At 60.0% G+C, this 15,830-nt stretch carries 13 protein-coding genes and 1 pseudogene; 11 read left to right on the forward strand and 3 right to left on the reverse strand.

Going from position 1 to position 15,830, the window contains the following annotated elements; translation table 11 throughout:
* Positions 1-45: 45 nt before the first annotated feature.
* On the reverse strand, positions 46-633 hold the full coding sequence (locus KQ933_RS24795; protein ID WP_007816832.1) for an ANTAR domain-containing response regulator: 588 nt from the start codon (positions 631-633) through the stop codon (positions 46-48).
* Between the two features lie 250 nt (positions 634-883).
* Between KQ933_RS24795 and KQ933_RS24800 the strand changes: the two genes are divergently transcribed.
* Complete coding sequence (locus KQ933_RS24800) at positions 884-3,187, forward strand: FdhF/YdeP family oxidoreductase (RefSeq protein WP_216760470.1); 2,304 nt, start codon at positions 884-886, stop codon at positions 3,185-3,187.
* Here KQ933_RS24800 and KQ933_RS24805 read toward each other — a convergent pair.
* The gene (locus tag KQ933_RS24805; RefSeq protein ID WP_216760471.1) at positions 3,184-4,206 is read right to left on the reverse strand and encodes a LacI family DNA-binding transcriptional regulator; all 1,023 of its coding nucleotides are present in this window, start codon (positions 4,204-4,206) and stop codon (positions 3,184-3,186) included. The genes KQ933_RS24800 and KQ933_RS24805 overlap by 4 nt on opposite strands.
* Before the next feature lie 235 nt (positions 4,207-4,441).
* Here KQ933_RS24805 and KQ933_RS24810 point away from each other — a divergent pair, with 235 nt between their 5' ends.
* The 4 genes from KQ933_RS24810 (at position 4,442) to KQ933_RS24825 (ending at position 9,170) form a co-directional block, all read left to right on the forward strand.
* Complete coding sequence (locus KQ933_RS24810; RefSeq protein ID WP_216760472.1) at positions 4,442-5,581, forward strand: sugar ABC transporter substrate-binding protein; 1,140 nt, start codon at positions 4,442-4,444, stop codon at positions 5,579-5,581.
* Positions 5,582-5,659: 78 nt separating this feature from the next.
* Complete coding sequence (locus KQ933_RS24815; protein ID WP_216760473.1) at positions 5,660-7,198, forward strand: sugar ABC transporter ATP-binding protein; 1,539 nt, start codon at positions 5,660-5,662, stop codon at positions 7,196-7,198.
* Positions 7,195-8,190 carry an ABC transporter permease gene (locus KQ933_RS24820; RefSeq protein WP_216760474.1) on the forward strand — a complete coding sequence of 332 codons (996 nt, stop codon included), beginning with the start codon at positions 7,195-7,197 and terminating at the stop codon, positions 8,188-8,190. Before KQ933_RS24815 ends, KQ933_RS24820 begins: the two co-directional genes overlap by 4 nt.
* Positions 8,187-9,170 (forward strand): ABC transporter permease, encoded by a 984-nt coding sequence (locus tag KQ933_RS24825; RefSeq protein ID WP_216760475.1) that lies wholly within the window; start codon positions 8,187-8,189, stop codon positions 9,168-9,170. Before KQ933_RS24820 ends, KQ933_RS24825 begins: the two co-directional genes overlap by 4 nt.
* Positions 9,171-9,176: 6 nt before the next feature.
* On the opposite strand, the pseudogene KQ933_RS24830 reads toward KQ933_RS24825, so the two are convergent.
* Positions 9,177-9,470, reverse strand: a pseudogene (locus tag KQ933_RS24830) (hypothetical protein).
* A 242-nt stretch (positions 9,471-9,712) separates the two neighbouring features.
* Here KQ933_RS24830 and KQ933_RS24835 point away from each other — a divergent pair.
* The 6 genes from KQ933_RS24835 (at position 9,713) to dhaL (ending at position 15,830) form a co-directional block, all read left to right on the forward strand.
* Positions 9,713-11,191 carry a sugar ABC transporter ATP-binding protein gene (locus KQ933_RS24835; protein WP_216760476.1) on the forward strand — a complete coding sequence of 493 codons (1,479 nt, stop codon included), beginning with the start codon at positions 9,713-9,715 and terminating at the stop codon, positions 11,189-11,191.
* 40 nt (positions 11,192-11,231) lie between these two features.
* The gene (locus KQ933_RS24840; protein WP_216760477.1) at positions 11,232-12,236 is read left to right on the forward strand and encodes an ABC transporter permease; all 1,005 of its coding nucleotides are present in this window, start codon (positions 11,232-11,234) and stop codon (positions 12,234-12,236) included.
* Positions 12,237-12,331: 95 nt separating this feature from the next.
* A complete protein-coding gene (locus KQ933_RS24845) occupies positions 12,332-13,318 on the forward strand; it encodes a substrate-binding domain-containing protein (RefSeq protein ID WP_216760478.1) in 987 nt (328 codons plus the stop codon).
* A 60-nt stretch (positions 13,319-13,378) separates the two neighbouring features.
* A complete protein-coding gene (locus KQ933_RS24850) occupies positions 13,379-14,149 on the forward strand; it encodes an SDR family oxidoreductase (protein ID WP_216760479.1) in 771 nt (256 codons plus the stop codon).
* 22 nt (positions 14,150-14,171) lie between these two features.
* Positions 14,172-15,167, forward strand: a complete 996-nt coding sequence (locus KQ933_RS24855; protein ID WP_216760480.1) for a dihydroxyacetone kinase subunit DhaK — start codon at positions 14,172-14,174, stop codon at positions 15,165-15,167.
* Between the two features lie 15 nt (positions 15,168-15,182).
* The gene (gene dhaL, locus KQ933_RS24860; protein WP_216760481.1) at positions 15,183-15,830 is read left to right on the forward strand and encodes a dihydroxyacetone kinase subunit DhaL; all 648 of its coding nucleotides are present in this window, start codon (positions 15,183-15,185) and stop codon (positions 15,828-15,830) included.

Below are 15,830 nucleotides of genomic sequence, written 5' to 3' on the forward strand. Positions count from 1 at the left end.
ATATTCACTCCGGCTTCCTCCCGACATCAGCACACGGAGCCGCCATCACATCAAAAGCCCCGCCGCGGTGACGACGCTCTGGGCGATGTCGGACATTTTCTTCTTCTCGTTCATGGCTGTCTGGCGAAGCAGTGCAAATGCTTCCTCCTCAGACAGGCCGCGCATCTTCATCAAAATGCCCTTTGCGCGTTCCACCACCTTGCGCTCTTCGAGAGCCGATTTGGCATCGGCAAGTTCGCGCTGCAGCCGGCTGAAGGCATTAAAGCGGCTGACTGCCATATCAAGAATGGGTTTGACGCGCTCTTTCTTCAACCCGTCGACAATGTAGGCCGAAACGCCGGCATCCACTGCGGCTTCGATCGAGGCCGTGTCGGAGCGGTCGACGAACATGGCGATCGGCCGGCCAACCGTGCGGGTGAGCTGGAACAGATGCTCCATCATGTCGCGATTGGGGTTTTCGATATCGATGATGATCACGTCGGGCCTTAACGTATCGATGATGCGCGCCACGCCCTGAACCTCGTGAATGACAGTCACCCGCGCATGGCCAGCCTCCCGCAGCCCCTCTTCAATGATGGAGGCGCGAATGGTATTTTCATCGATCACTAGAATGGTCAGATCGAGCCGGCTCATTGAGCATTTATGACGCAGCGCAGCAAGGCGCACAAGCCAAAAAGGCAAAATTTTAGGCATAAATACAAAATGACCAAAAATTGATCATTTTGCTGTATATCTGTGCAATATCCGATCTGCGTATGGGTCTTTGAGAAGAGGCCGCAACATCCATGCCTTTGGGGGCCACTGCGCTACCTATGCCTCAGTATAATGCACGGCCCGATCTATCGCTGTTATCGTCGGGCGACCTTGAAGACGGAGAACGAAGATGAGCGACGAACGTCCTGATGGTGTTGAGGAATACGGGCGTCCCGCAGGGGGATGGGACGCGCTGAAGGCGGTGGCGGAGACGCTGAAGCATCAGCAGATCGTCGCGCAGGGCAGCGCCACCCTGCTCAAGGCAAACCAGCCGGAAGGTTTTGATTGCCCGGGCTGCGCCTGGCCCGATCCCAAGCACACATCCTCGTTTGAATTTTGCGAAAACGGCGCAAAGGCGATCACCTGGGAATCGACCGCTCGTCGCGTCCCGCCGGAATTCTTTGCCGAGCATACCGTCTCCGAACTTTGGGAATGGATCGATCACAAGCTCGAGGATCAGGGGCGCCTGACGCATCCGCTGAAATACAACTGCCTCACCGACAAATATGAGGCCATCGACTGGGACGACGCTTTCAGCCTGATCGGCGCTGAGCTCAACAAGCTCGCAAGCCCGGATGAGGCCGAATTTTACACATCCGGCCGTGCTTCAAACGAGGCGGCTTTTCTTTATCAGCTTTTCGTGCGCGCCTATGGCACCAATAATTTCCCCGATTGTTCGAACATGTGCCACGAAGCGACCAGCGTCGGCCTGCCGTTGTCTCTTGGCGTCGGCAAGGGCACGGTGACGCTTGAGGATTTCGACCATGCCGATGCCATTTTCAGCTTCGGCCACAATCCCGGAACAAACCATCCGCGCATGATGACGACGCTGCACGAGGCATCGCGCCGCGGCGTTCCGATCATCGTCTTCAATCCGCTGAAGGAGCGGGCGCTGGAGCGTTTCGCCGCGCCGCAGAACCCGGTGGAGATGGTGACCTTCTCCTCGACGCCGATCGCATCAGCCTATCACCAGCTCCGCACTGGCGGTGATCTCGCCGCCCTCAAGGGTCTCATGAAGCTGATCTTCGAGCGTGACGAGGCTGATATCGCTGCTGGCGGCGAGGGGGTTCTCGACCGGGCCTTCATTGCCGAGCATACCGCCGGTATCGAGGATCTGAAGGCTGATCTCGCCAATACCAGCTGGAGCGATATTCTCAGCGTCTCCGGCCTGACAATGGAAGCGCTGGCGAGCGCCGTCGATGTCTACCTCAATGCCCGAAACGTCATCCTCTGCTACGGCATGGGCATTACCCAGCATGCCAACGGTACGGCCAATGTTCAGCAGCTTGCCAATTTCCTGATGCTGCGCGGCAATGTCGGCCGCCCCGGCGCCGGTCTCTGCCCTCTGCGTGGTCACTCCAACGTTCAGGGCGACAGAACCGTCGGCATCACCGAAATTCCAAACAAGGCGTTGATCGACGGCATGGAGCGCGCCTTCGGCTTCCGTCCTTCTGCAGAGAAGGGCCATAATGCGGTCGAGTCCATCGAAGCGATTGCAGCCGGCCGGTCCAAGGCGCTGGTCTGCCTCGGCGGGAATCTGGCCGTTGCCATGTCCGATCCGGATGTCACTTTCGAAGCGATGCGCAAGCTCGATCTTGCCGTCCATATTGCGACCAAGCTCAATCGCTCACATCTGCTGACGGCAAAGACCTCGATCATTCTTCCCTGCCTCGGAAGAACTGACCTCGACACCCAGGCATCAGGCCCGCAGGCGGTGACGGTGGAGGATTCCATGTCGATGGTGCATGCATCGCGCGGCTTCCTGAAGCCGCCGAGCGAATTGCTGAAGTCCGAGCCTGCCATCATCGCAGGTATAGCGATGGCGACGCTGGGTACAAAATATGGCATCGACTGGACGGGGCTGATCGCCAATTACGACCGCATCCGCGACAAGATCGAAGTGGTCTTCCCCGATTTTCGCGAATTCAACAGCCGTGTTCGCGTTCGCGGCGGTTTCCGGCTCGATGTTCCGGCTTCTTACCGCGTCTGGAGGACGGCCAGCGGAAAGGCAAACTTCCTCGTCGCCCCCGGCCTCGATGAAGATCCCCGCTTGAAGGACCCTACGACGCTCGTGCTGACGACGCTGCGAAGCCACGATCAGTATAACACGACCGTTTATGGTCTCGACGATCGCTATCGCGGTATCTTCGGCCGCCGTGACGTCATCTTCATGAACAGTCAGGATCTTGCTGAACGAGGCCTGCGCGATGGAGACCGGATCGATATCCGTTCAGCCACCGGCAACGGCGGCGGGAAAACCGTCATCGGTTTCACGGCTGTCGAGTATAGTATCCCCGTCGGTTCGGTGGCGGGCTATTATCCGGAAATGAATGCGGTGATCGCGCTCGGTCACTACGATCGCAAGTCAGGCACACCCAGCTACAAAGGCGTTCCCGTCACGATCGCTAAGAGCAAGGTTCAGGCTGCGGCTTAGCCAGAAGCCGCGACGGTCACGCCCGTACTTTCGCGGGCGATGACCTCGAAGCCAAGATCGATCTGGTTCGGTGGCTGGCGGCTCGTCGAATTGAGGGCAGCCAGTACCTTTTCGGCGGAAAGCCTGCCGGTCTCGAAACGTCTCGTCATGATCGATGAGAGGGACGGTGACGCACAGGCGGAAAATTCCAGATCATGAAAACCGATGATGGCGATATCGTCAGGCACGCGGATGCCGCGCTTGCGACATTCCTGCATGGCGCCGAGCGCCACGTTGTCGTCGGTGCAGAAGATCGCCTCGGGGCGGTCGCCGCGTTCATGCATCAGGGCTAGGAGATCGGAGCCGAGCGCAACCGAGCTGTGCCGCGGCCGCTGGGTGACGATCTCAAGGTTCTCCAGGCCTGCTTCCTGCATCGCCAGGCGATAGCCGTCGAAGCGGGACTGGGAACGATGGTCGAGGTTGCCCGCCAGGAAGGCGATACGATGGAAGCCGCGGTCGATGAGATGCTGCGTCGCCGCCTGCCCGGCGCGGTCTTGCAGCATGCCGATATTGAGGTCGATCGGATCTGGCGACAACTCGAATGTCTCGACAACTGGCAAGTGTGCCCGCGTCAGAAGATGATGGGAAAGCGGCGTATGATGGATGCCGGCGATGATGATTGCTTCGACGCGTTGGCCGAGCAACACTTTGATGGCGTTTTCCTCTTCCAGCTCGGAATACCGGCTGTTGACGACGACGACCTGAAAGCCCGCCCCGACAAGCACATCGTGCAGTGCGAAGAGATATTCGGCAAAGATGACATTGTAGAGGGTCGGGACGATGACGCCGATCGCATGCGTACGCGAAGAGGCGAGGCGGCTGGCCGCGATGTTCGGCACATAGCCGAGTTCCTGGACGGCAGCATTGACGCGCCGCCGCAGCGCCTCCGAGACCGCATCGGGCTTGCGAAGTACGCGTGAAACTGTGATCGGGCTGACGCCGGCCAGATTTGCCACGTCATCCAAGGTTATTCTTCGCATTGCCGTCTCACTCCATACAGCAAAGTCGTGCCGATCCGTAATTTATCTCGCAATTGCGAAATATTTCTTCTCGGTACTTATAGTTGACAGCGCTAGCAAATCCGATTTGACAGCGCTGTCAACTATGTTAGGCTCAAATTGTACCGGAAAAGGATGGGATGGAGCCTTCCGGGATCAGTATGCCAATCAGAATTTATGGAGGGGCGGCCTGGTCCGCCTGAGGAGGAGACATTCAATGCTCAAGGTGAAGAAAGCGAAGATGGCCGGTATCGCCGCGTTTTCCGCGTCGGCGTTTGCTCTGCTCTGCAGCACAGCCATGGCGGAACCGAAGGTGGTATCCGGCCCCGCCGCCGATCCGAACTGCATGGTTCCATGGTCGGCCGAGACCCAGTTCCTGCAATATCCGAAGAAGGATGGTCCTTACCGCATCGCGCTTGCCAATGGCTATATTGCTAATACCTGGCGCATCCAGATGGTGCAGACGGCAAAGGCCTATGCCGCCCAGCCGGATGTCGCCGCCAAGCTGAAAGAATTCAAGGTCGTGTCGACTGGCGAGGACGTTCCGGCCCAGATTTCGGCGATCAACAATTTCATCGATGCCGGCTATGATGCCATCGTCGTCAACGCTCAGAACCCGACAGCCTTCGGACCGGTCATCAAGCGCGCCAAGGAAGCCGGCGTCGTTCTCGTCGCCTTCGACAATATCCTCGACACCAAGGATGCGATCAACGTCAATGTCGATCAGAAAGGCTTGGGCGTCATCTGGGCCAACTGGCTGGTGAAGCACCTGCCGCAGGGCGGCAAGATCCTGGAAGTGCGCGGCGTCGCCGGCACCTCCGTCGATACCGATCGCCATAACGGTATTCATGAGGCTCTGGATGCTTCCGGCAAGAAATTCACCGTCACTGAAGTCGTTGGCAAGTGGGATGATGGTGTAGCGCAGAAGGCAGCGGCCGATGCGATTGCCACCAATGGCCCGTTCGATGGCATTACCGCGCAGGGCGGTGACACCGGCGTCGTGCAGGCGATGATCGACGCGAAGCACCCCTTCGTGCCGTTCGGCGGTGAGACGGAGAACGGCTTCCGCAAATTCTGCGCCGCCCATGCGGCCGATGGCCTGAAATGCTCTTCAGCGGGTACCGGCCCGGCGCAGGTTGCGGTTGCCATCAAGACTGCCATCGCGGCTCTCGAAGGTCAGGTCGTTCCTCAGGCCGTCAAGCTGCCGACGGCACTCGTTTCCGATCCTGATTTCAAGGAAGGCGAGGACTACTATCCCAAGGAATCCGACAACTTTTTCGTCGGCAATTCCTTCCCGACCTGCGGCATCAACTTCTCCGCACAGGAAATCATGGGACAGACCAAGGAAAACCAGTAGACGCCACCATCCGGACCTGACTGCGGGCGTTCGCGCCCGCAGTCTCGACCTCGACGCGACCGAATGGAGGCTGGCTGCATGATCCTTTCCGAACCGCTTCTGCGCCTGGAAGGCATATCGAAACGTTATGGCGGCGCGATAGCGCTGAAGGAGGCCAGTATCGCGATCCGGCCGGGCGCGATCCATGCCGTGCTTGGCGAAAACGGCGCCGGCAAATCGACCCTCATCAAGATCATGGCAGGGGTGGTTGCGCCGGACGAGGGACGCATGCTGCTCGATGGGAACGAGGTTTCCTTCGCCTCGCCGGCAGCCGCCAATGCCGCCGGTATCGTCTGTGTTTTCCAGGAGCTGTCTCTCATTCCCGATCTTTCGGTGGCCGACAACATCGTCATCAGCAATCCGCCACTTCGTTTCGGCATGATCGATCGTAAAAGACAGCGCCAGATTGCAGTGGCGGCACTTGCCCGCGCTGGAGCCGCCGATATCCATCCGTCGTCGCTCGTCAAGGACCTGCCCCTTTCCCGCCGGCAGATGGTGGAGATCGCCAAGGCGCTTGCCCGCAAGCCGCGGCTGATGATCCTCGACGAGGCGACCTCGGCGCTCACTCAATCGGATGTCGAGAAGGTTTTCGGGGTGCTGAAACAGCTGCGTGCCGAGGGCATGGCGCTGATCTATATTTCCCATCGCATGCATGAGATTGCGCAACTGGCCGATGACTGCACGGTTTTCCGAAATGGCCGCAGCATCGAATCCTATCCCGCCGGTACCAAGACCGATCAGCAGGTCGTGGAGCTGATGATCGGACGCGAATATACCCATGTCTTTCCACCCAAGCCGCTGCGATCGAAGGCAGACGCGCCGGTTCTGTCCTGCCGGGACCTCTCCTGGGGAGACCGGCTTTCCGGAATCGACTTCGATGTCCGGCCTGGTGAAATCATCGGTTTCGGTGGGCTGGATGGGCAGGGGCAGCGCGAATTGCTGCTGGCGCTTTTCGGCGTGCTGCGTGACCTGAAGGGCGAAGTCGCAGTCGATGGCCGGCCGGTAAGGTTGAAGAGCCCCGGTGCGGCAAAATCCGGCGATATCTCCATGGCGTTGATCCCGGAGGACCGGAAGACCGAGGGGTTGATGCTGCCGATGACGGTGCGGGAGAACCTGTCGATCGCCGCGCTCGACCGCGTTTCGCGCAATGGCGTGATCGACCGGGCAGCAGAGCTTCGGGAGATCGACGAGCTGTTGAAGCTTCTGGCCATCAAGGCGGCAACGATCGACATGCCGGTGGCTTCGCTGTCCGGCGGCAACCAGCAGAAAGTCGTGATCGCCAAATGGCTGATGAACCGCCCACGCATCATTCTGCTCAACGACCCGACCCGCGGCATCGATGTCGGTACCAAGCAGGAGATCTACGCTTTGCTGCGCAAGCTTGCCGACGCGGGTGCGGCCATCATCTTCTATTCGACCGACTATGACGAATTGGTCGGCTGCTGTGACCGTGTGCTTGTCATGTACGACGGCAGCATCATCCGCGTCCTCGAGGGAGACGAGATCAACGAGCATGAGCTGGTCAGCGCCGCCCTCAACATCGGCGCTGGTGAAGTGCAGCAAAGGATAGCCCAATGAGCAGGCAGGCGACCGGTGAATGGCGTTACTGGTACGTTCAGCAGAAGGGCACGCTCTTTGCGGCGCTTCTCTTCATCTTGATGTTCATTCTCTATGTCTCGAACCATCCGGCCGGCTTCACGCCCAATGTGGTGCAGACGGCCGCCAACAAGGCGACGTTGCTCGCTTTCGTGGCGATGGCGCAGTGTTTCGTGGTCATTACCTCAGGCATCGATCTGTCGGTCGGCATGATCCTCGTCCTGTGCAATTGCCTCGCCTCATGGCTTGTGGTCGGCACGCCGCTGCAGACCGGGCTTGGCATAATTGCCGTGTTGCTGACGGGGCTCGCCTGCGGTCTGCTGAACGGGCTCGTCATCATCTTCGGCAGGTTGCAGCCGATCGTCACCACGATTGCGACCAGCGCGGTTTTCTACGGTCTGGCATTGTTGCTGAGGCCGACGCCCGGCGGCTCGGTGAATGAGGATCTCGCCGATGCTTTCACCTCGAAGCTTTTCGCTCTGATACCGACAAGCCTCGTGGTGCTCGCCCTCGTCGTCCTGGTGATCTGGGTACCCTTCAGCCGATCGGTCCTCGGCCGCACCGCCTATGCCGTCGGATCGGCAGAAAATGCCGCCTACATGTCCGCCATGCCGGTGAAGCGGGCAAAGCTTGCGGCTTACGCGCTGGCCGGCCTACTATCAGCGATCGGCGGGCTTTATCTGACTTTCTTCTCCTATACGGGCGAGGCGGCTTTTGCGAGCGGCAACGCCTATACGCTCTATTCGATCGCGGCGGTGGTGCTCGGCGGCGTTTCTCTGGCGGGCGGCAAGGGAAGCGCTGTCGGCGCCGTTTTCGGCGCGCTGGCCTTCCGCACCATCGGCGACCTTCTGTTCGTCTTCGATCTCGATCCGCTCTGGCAGCCGCTCTTCCAGGGCGTGGTGCTGATGCTGGCGGTCAGCATCGGCTGCATCGGCCTGTCGCGGGTTCGCAATCGTCTGGAGTGGTTCCAATGAGTGAGGACGCTTCCGCCATGCGGCAAATTCCCTTACCCGCCCGGCTGCGCGGTATCGACCCGGCGGTAGCGATCGCCTTCGGCTGCATCATCCTCTTGCTTCTCGGCGGCTCGCTCTATTCCTCCAATTTTCTGTCCCCGGATTACCTGCTGCAGCAGTTGAAGGTGGCCTCTTTTCTCGGCGTCATTGCAACCGGCATGATGGCGGTCATCTTGCTTGGACAGATCGACCTGTCGGTGCCCTGGGTGGTGACGACGGGGGCGATGATGGCATGCGCCGCCACCGCTTACGGAACGACAGGCGCGGTTCTCGCAATTCCCTTCGGCATTCTCTGTGGTGCTGCAATCGGCCTCGTCAACGGCATTGCAGTCGCCTATCTGCGCATCCCCTCGATGATCATCACGCTCGCCACCAATGCGGTCGCTCAAGGTCTGATGGTGGTCTATACGGGCGGCTTCTCGCCGCAGGATTCGGCTTCCGCTGCCATGCGCTTCCTGGCAACGGGCTATACCATACCGGGGCTTCCGAACGGAGTTCTGGTGTGGCTCCTCGTCGGTCTGTTCGCCGTGTTCCTTTTGACGCGCACGACCTTCGGCCGGGCGCTCTATGCGATCGGCAACCGAGAACGCGCCGCCTACATGTCCGGCATCAATACGCGCAGGATCACCCTTCTGGCCTTCATCATTTCAGGCGGCCTTAGTGCGCTCGGCGGTGTGCTTCTTGCCGGTTATGCTTCGAAAGCCTCCCAGTCCATGGGCGACGCATACCTCCTACCCTCAATTGCCGCCGTGGTGCTCGGCGGCACGCATGTTCTTGGCGGCAAGGGCTCCTATCTCGGAACCGTTGCCGGCGTCATCCTGATCACGCTGCTGCAGTCGATCCTCTCAGTCATGCAGATCGAAGAGGCTGGTCGCCAGCTGATCTATGGTGCTGTCATCATTGGCATGCTGCTGCTCTACGGGCGGCAGAAGGTCTCGTGACGAAACTCAGCTTTTGGCTTTGTCCAGGCGTCTGATTGCGTTGACGTTTTCAGCCGAAGGCCCGTTCGGGTAGACGCTGGAGGCAAGGCAGGTGTCGATGACCGCCTTGGCGCGTTCGGGGCCTATCGCGCCCATATTCGCTATCGACAACCTTCCTTTTGCGACGCGTAGACATAGAACCCGGCTCGCTCAGATCCGTGACCGTGATGCTGATCTTTCCGGTTGGTGAGAGGTGATGACATCCACCGGCGGTTTGCCGGTGCTGTCGGCCGCGATGCTATTTTCAGTGCGTGCTTCCATTCGGCTTTTCGATTTTCTGTCGGCCTCAATCGTGCGGCTACGTCGCCCTTGAGCCCGTCAATACGGGCTTTTTCGGTGTCGTTCCAGCTCTCAATGTGTCCTGCCATTTATATGATCGCGCATCACTTGACATTTGTCGAATAGAAATCGAATATTGTCAGCACCGACATCGGGCGGAGGTTTTCAGGTGTCGACTGGCGCGCTGTATTGCGCTCGCCAATGCATGCGCGGAGGAGACGGACGTGGAATTTCTGCTGGAAGTGGAGGGGCTCAAGAAGTCCTTTGGCGGTGTCGCAGCCCTGCGTGACGGCCGCTTCCAGCTACGCGCCGGCTCGGTCCATGCGCTGTGTGGCGGCAATGGCGCCGGCAAGTCGACCTTCCTCAAGATCCTGATGGGCATTCACAAGTGTGATGCCGGCTCGATCCGCCGCCGCGGCCAGGAGGTGGATTTCGCCAGCCCGGCTGACGCGCTTGCCTCCGGCATTGCCATCATCGAGCAGGAGCTGAGCCCGGTTCCGCATATGACCGTCGCCGAGAACATCTACCTCGGTCGAGAACCGCCAGCCCGGTTCGGCGGCATCGATTTTCGCAGCATGAACCGGGCGGCGCAGAAGCTGCTCGACGAGCTGGAATTCGATATCCGCGCCACCCAATACATGATGAACCTTTCGGTCGCGCAGATGCAGCTGGTGGAGATCGCCAAGGCGCTCAGCCACGATGCCGAAGTCATCTTCATGGACGAGCCGACATCGGCCATCGGCGAGCGTGAAGCCCAGCAGCTCTTTGCGGCGATCCGCCGCCTGCAGGCGCAGGGACGCGGCATCGTCTACGTTTCCCATCGGCTGTCGGAGATCTTCCAGATTGCCGATTCCTACACGGTCTTTCGCGACGGCTCCTTCGTCGGTGCTGGCGCGCTGTCGGAGATCGACCGGCCGAGCCTGATCCGCATGATCGTCGGACGGGAACTTGCCGAAGAATATATCAAGACCAATACACCGACGTCGGATATCGGTCTCGAGGTCAGCGCACTCTCCTGCCCTAACAAGATCGAGGATATTTCCTTTGCCGCCCATAAGGGCGAGATCTTCGGCATTTACGGGCTCATGGGCTCTGGCCGCACGGAGATTTTCAACTGCCTTTTCGGACTCGACAAACCGTCCGCAGGGCGCATCTCGGTCGATGGTGCGGCGATCTCGGTTGCAAAGCCATCGGATGCGATGGCCCATGGTCTGGCGCTCGTCACTGAAGATCGCAAGCAGACAGGCCTCAATCTCTCGGATTCCGTTCGCGCCAATATCTGCATGGCGAGCCTGCCTGAACTGAGCCCGGCCTTTTCCATGGACCATGCGAAGGAAGTGGATGCCAGTAAGCGCATGCGCGAACAGTTTCAGATCAAGGCAGCGCGTGACACCATGCCGGTGTCGGGCCTTTCCGGCGGCAACCAGCAGAAGGTCGTTCTCGGCAAATGGTTCCTGCGCAACCCTAAGGTCCTGCTGCTGGATGAGCCGACACGCGGCGTCGATGTCGGCGCCAAGCGGGAAATCTATCGCATCATCTGCGACTTCGCCGAAGGCGGCGGCACCGTGGTGATGATCTCATCGGAAATCGACGAAGTTCTTGGCATGTCGGACCGCATCATGGTGATGCGTGGCGGCAAGAGCGCCGGAATATACAGCCGGGAGGAGACGAATGCCCAATCACTCGTCCACTTATCGACCTGACCGGGGTCAGGGCGTTCGTCCGGCGGCAGAGGAGCAGGCAGTGTCAGTGAGTGAGAACAAGAGTGCGGGCGGCTGGTTCAAGACAGAGCAGCGACGCCTGATCGTGCAGGAATACGGGATCTTCCTCGCCTTCCTGTTGCTGGTCGTTATCCTGTCGTTCTCGAACGAGTTCTTCCTAACCGGCGGCAATATTTCCAACGTGCTGCTACAGACGTCGATCAACGGCGTGCTGGCGATCGGCATGACCTTCGTGATCCTCACACGCGGCATCGACCTGTCGGTCGGTTCTGTCGTGGCTCTCGCCGGCATCGTCAGCGCCAGTTTTGCGACGACTTCGGCGACGGCGGGGGTCGTCGGCTCGCCCTATCCAGTCGCCTTCGGCCTGCTGGTCGGCGTGCTCGTCGGCATCATCTGCGGCTCGATCTCGGGGGCGATCGTCTCGCGCTTTTCTGTGCCGGCCTTCGTCGCGACACTCGGCATGCTTTCGGCTGCCCGCGGCATGACGCTGATCTATGGCGGCGGCCGTCCGGTACCTGCGCTTACACCTGCCTTCCGCTGGATCGGCACCGGCGATGTGTTCGGCATTCCCGCGCCGGTCATTGTGCTCGCGGTCGTCTTTGCGGTCTCCTGGTGGATCCTCAACCGTACGCGGTTCGGTCGCTATATCTATGCCGTTGGCGGCAATCCGCATGCGGCCAAGACCTCGGGCATCAATACCGATCGTATCCGCTTCACCGTCTACGTCATTTCCGGCGGCCTGGCAGGGCTTGCGGGCATCCTGCTCAGCGCCCGCACCGGTTCAGGCCTGCCGCAGGCCGGCGTTGCCTATGAGCTGGACGCGATTGCCGCTGTGGTCATCGGTGGCACGAGCCTTTCTGGCGGTGTTGGCCGCGTAACAGGAACATTGATCGGCGCGCTCATCATCGGCGTCATGAACAACGGTCTCGATCTGATGGGTATCCAGTCCTACTACCAGCAGGTCCTGAAGGGCGCCCTCATCGTCGGCGCCGTCATGCTCGACCAGAAACGAAATTTCGGAGTCTGAGCTTATCAGCAGAAATTCGGGGCAGGCGCTTCGTTCGCCCCGTCCGATAGGCAAGCCATGCCGGCAGCCTAAACCCAAAGTGGAGGAAACTGAAAATGAAAAAGCTTCTGATTGTGCTTGCTTCGGCAACGGCGCTGCTGGCGACGTCTGCCGCAGCCCAGGAAAAGATCAAGATCGGTGCAGCACCTTACGGCCTGAACGCGGAGTTCATGCAGATCTGGACCGCAGCACTGCAGGATCACCCGGCCGTCAAGAGCGGTGAAGTCGAACTGACGGTTTTCGATGGCCGCTATGACGCATTGGTCCAGCAGGATCAGTTCAAGACGATGATCACGCAGAAGTACAACGCCATCATCTTTGCACCGATCGACGTCGATGCAGGTGCATCTGCCGTTCAGTCTGCGGTCGATGCCGGCATTCCGGTCATCGGCTCCAACACCCGCGTTAATTCCGACCAGCTGACCTCCTACGTCGGTTCCGACGATACGGTGTCGGGCTATCTCGAAGCCAAGAGCGTTCTGGACAAGATCGGTTGCAAGGGCAATGTCGTCATCATCGAAGGCCCAGTCGGCCAGTCTGCGCAGATCCAGCGCCTGCAAGGCAACAAGAAGGCGCTTGCCGAGTGCCCAGATGTGAAGGTTCTCGAAGACCAGACTGCAAACTGGTCACGTGCCGAAGCCCAGACGCTGATGGAAAACTGGCTGACGTCGCACCCGAACCAGATCAACGGCATTATCGGCCAGAACGATGAAATGGCGCTCGGCGCAATCGAGGCGATCAAGGCCGCCGGCCTCGACGTCAAGAGCTTTGCCATTGCCGGCATCGACGGCGTCACCGATGCGCTGCGTGCGGCCAAGGCCGGCGAGATGACCTCGATCCTTCAGGATGCCCGCGCCCAGGCGCAGGGTGCTTTGGATCTGGCGATCTTCAACGCCAAGAAAGGCAACTACAAGCCCGAATCCGATATCTGGACCACTTATAAGGACATGCCGTGGAACGACGGCAAGGATAAGACCTATAATGTTCCGTGGACCCCGGTGACGGCTGAAAACGTCGACAAGCTGCTCTCCACGCGCAAATAATCCTCGCTGGGGCGGGATGAAGATCCCGCCCCATATCCCAGACAGATCGAGAACAGAGCCATGACTGACTCCAAACAGGTTGACCTGAACTTTTCGCTGAGCGGCAAGGTCGCTCTGGTCACGGGCGGCGCATCCGGTATCGGCAGCGCCATTGCATCCGCCATGGTTGCCAAAGGCGCCGTCGTTGCCGTCATCGACATCAATGAATCGGTGGCGCAGGCCAAGGCCGAAGAACTCGGCAATGGTGCGAAATCCTTCGTCTGTGACGTGTCCAATCCGCACTCCGTCGAAAAAGTCGTTGCCGATGTCGAGACTGCGTTCGGCCACATCGATATCGCCGTCAACAGCGCCGGCGTCGTCATGCTCGCCCCTGCAGAAGAACTCAGCCTCGATGCATGGGACAAGACCATCGCCATCAATCTGAAGGGCACGTTCCTGGTGTCCCAGGCTGCCGGCCGCGCCATGATCAAGGCGGGCCGGGGCGGCAAGATCATCAACATGGCGTCCCAGGCCGGCACGGTCGCCATCGATCAGCACGTTGCCTATTGCGCATCGAAGTTTGGCGTGATCGGTCTTTCCAAGACGCTTGCTGCCGAGTGGGGAAAGCATGGCATCAACGTCAACACGATCTCTCCAACTGTCGTCCTGACCGATCTCGGCAGAAAGGCATGGGATGGCCCGCGCGGTGAGGCGCTGAAACAGCGCATCCCGTCCGGACGCTTCGCATTCCCGGAGGAGATTGCGGCGGCGGCGGTGTTCCTCGCCTCCAACGGCGCCGATATGATCAATGGCGCGGACCTTTTGGTTGACGGTGGCTACACCATTATCTGATGCGCGGTAGATAGGAGTTATAATGCAGCGGTTTATCAACAATCCGGATGAGGTCGTCGAGGATACCGTGAAGGGCTTCGTCAAGGCCCATGCCGATATCGTCAGGCTGTCTTCGGACAATCCCCGTGTCATCGCCGCCCGTCATGCGCCGGTCTCCGGCAAGGTCGGCGTCATTACCGGCGGTGGTTCGGGTCATGAGCCCGCCTTCATCGGCTATACGGGCCGCAACATGCTGGATGCTGTCGCTGTCGGCGAACTCTTCTCTTCGCCAACCGCAAAAAGCTTCCTGGATGCAGCTCGCGCGGCCAATGGCGGCAAGGGTGTCGTCTGCCTCTATGGCAATTACGCCGGCGACAACATGAATGTGAATATGGCGATCAAGCTTGCGGCGAAGGAAGGCATCGAGATCGCCACGGTCGTTGCCAATGACGATGTATGTTCGGCAGGCCCCGAGGAGCGCGAAAAACGCCGCGGCGTTGCCGGCGAAATCTTCATGTGGAAGTGCGGAGCGGCGAAGGCTGCCGAGGGCGCGAGCCTCGAGGAAGTCCGTGCGACGGCACAGAAGGCGATCGACAATTGCCGATCGATCGGTGTCGGCCTCGGCCCCTGCACGCTGCCCTCTGTCGGCCATCCGAATTTCGCCATCGAACCGGGTACGATGGAGGTCGGCATCGGCCATCACGGCGAGCCCGGCGTGCGTGTCGAACCGCTGAAATCGGCCAAGGAAGTTGCCGAAGAGATGGCGAAGATCGTTCTCGACGACCATCAGCTTGCGGCTGGAACCGAGGTCGCCGTCATCGTCTCCGGTCTCGGCGCCACGCCGCTCAACGAGCTCTATATTCTTCATGATACGATCGAATCCGAGATCACTGGACGCGGCCTGAAGATCCACAAGGTCTATATCGGCAATTATTTCACATCGCTGGAAATGGTCGGCGCAACGCTGACCGTGATGGCACTGGACGACGAGCTGAAACGGCTTCTGGATATCGACGTCCAATGCCCGGCGATGCTCTGAAGGGAGGCAGGCGGAATGCAGCAATTTCAGAATGCCGGGTCGGGCGATATCGTTCTCTCGCTGGCGGACAAGATCATCGAAAACCGCGCCTATCTCAGCGAAATCGACGGCAAGATCGGCGACGGTGACCACGGCGTCAACATGGCCAAGGGGTTCGGCATGGCTGCCGAACGCATCAAGGGGGCGGACATGTCGCTGGCGCAAGCCTTCGACACACTTGGCACGGTCCTGATGACAGAGATCGGCGGTTCGATGGGGCCGCTCTATGGCGTGATGTTCACCCAATTCGCCGAAACCATTGAAAAGTCTGACGCGATCGACGCCGCGACCTTCAGCACCATGCTGCGCAATGGCCTCGACGGTGTCAAGGCGATCGGCTCGGCCAAGGTCGGCGACAAGACGCTGCTCGATACGCTCGTGCCGGCAATCACGGCATTCGATACGGCGGTCGGCAGCGGCAGATCCTTTGGCGAGGCGCTTACGGGGCTCGTTGCGGCCGCTGAAGCCGGAAGGGACAGCACGCGCGATCTCGTCGCCAAGATCGGTCGCGCCAGCCGCCTTGGCGAACGGTCGCTCGGCGTGCTCGATGCGGGCGCAACCTCTTGCGCATTGATCCTGAAGTCGCTGGCTGATGGCGTAGAGACAAGGCTCCAGCCCGCCTGA

Origin of the sequence: Rhizobium sp. WYJ-E13 (genome assembly GCF_018987265.1) — a bacterium.
Lineage (GTDB): Bacteria > Pseudomonadota > Alphaproteobacteria > Rhizobiales > Rhizobiaceae > Rhizobium.